This is a genomic window from Sporomusa sp. (genome assembly GCF_057736855.1).
In genome coordinates this window covers 1-1244 of record NZ_JBYKYF010000458.1, presented here as the reverse complement: position 1 = coordinate 1244, position 1244 = coordinate 1, and the positions used below count along the sequence as shown (strand labels likewise).

Sequence of the window (1244 nt, the reverse complement as noted above, 5' to 3'; positions counted from 1 at the left end):
CTCTTCAATGACCTTTTTCACCATCTCTTCTATCTCTTCTTCTGAAAGCTGCTCTGGCAAATAAGATTCCATAATTTCTATTTCTTTTTTTGCTTTATCTACTAGATCCTGTCTTCCACTTTTTTCATATTCAGGCAAAACTTCTTTTCTCTGTTTTATCTCCTTTGAAATTACACTGATGACCCCTTCATCGTCCAACTCTTTCTGCGTGTCCTTTTCCACCTGAAGTATGGCAGCTCTGACCATGCTTAGAATGTTTTTCTTAAAAGCGTCTTTGCTCTTCATGGCTTCTACCATGTCCTTGTATATGCGCTCTTTCAGGGTCATTTATACCACATCCTTTTATCTGCCATATTTATATTTTCTCTTTCTTGCAGCTTCGGCTTTCTTTTTGCGCTTTACACTAGGACTCTCATAGTGTTCTCTCTTGCGAAGCTCTGACAAAACTCCTGCTTTGGAGCATTGACGTCTGAACCTTCTTAAAGCGCTATCCAAAGACTCGTTTTCGCCGACTCTTACTTCAGCCACTACTCTCCCTCCCTCCAAATAAACTGCTCGAGGCAAGCTGCAATTGTTGCTGTGACTAAGAGCTTGAAAATTCTCACTTTATTATACTCCTAAATCCACGAAGTGTCAATAATTTTACCCTGGAGGCCAAGTCATAAACCTTCCACCTAAAAGGTGAAAATGAAGGTGATAGACTGTCTGTCCGCCATCTTTACCACAATTTGTCACAATTCTATAGCCTTTTTCGTCAATACCCTCTTTTTTTGCTATTTCCTTTGCTACCATGTAAGCACGAGATATCAGGTGCTTGTTCTCCTCAGTAACATCTAAAAGGGTTGGTATATGTTCTTTTGGCACGATTAGAATATGTACAGGAGCTTGGGGATTTATATCGCGGAAAGCTACAACTAAATCATCCTCATACACTATATTAGAAGGAACTTCTTTGTTTACTATTTTGCAGAAAATGCATTCCGACACCTTTTTCACCTCCTCTTTTTATATTCTACACATCTTAATAAATTCCTTCAATTTCTCCTATCAATAAATCATTTTTTATTTCCTTTACTCTAACAGGCAAGATGCGGTTTCTCAAATTTTCTAATTCTCCTTTAACTGCCACACTAAGGTAATTGTCTGTAAGCCCTTCCACATATCCATCTAAATCTTTTACCTTCTGCTCAAACAGAACTTCTACTGTCCTATTTAAAAATCTTTCCTTAAACTTTCTCTCACAA

At 37.9% G+C, this 1244-nt stretch carries 3 protein-coding genes and 1 pseudogene; all 4 read right to left on the bottom strand.

The features are described 5' to 3' along the window. Positions 1-327, bottom strand: a 327-nt coding sequence (locus AC29Z1_RS17605; RefSeq protein WP_488272738.1) for a GatB/YqeY domain-containing protein, incomplete at its 3' end; no start/stop codon positions are given. Between the two features lie 15 nt (positions 328-342). Beyond that, positions 343-528, bottom strand: a complete 186-nt coding sequence (gene rpsU, locus AC29Z1_RS17600; RefSeq protein WP_011025339.1) for a 30S ribosomal protein S21 — start codon at positions 526-528, stop codon at positions 343-345. Between the two features lie 114 nt (positions 529-642). Continuing rightward, positions 643-987 carry a histidine triad nucleotide-binding protein gene (locus tag AC29Z1_RS17595; RefSeq protein WP_011025338.1) on the bottom strand — a complete coding sequence of 115 codons (345 nt, stop codon included), beginning with the start codon at positions 985-987 and terminating at the stop codon, positions 643-645. Positions 988-1021: 34 nt separating this feature from the next. Further along, positions 1022-1244 (bottom strand): annotated as a pseudogene (locus AC29Z1_RS17590) (hypothetical protein); the annotation flags it as partial.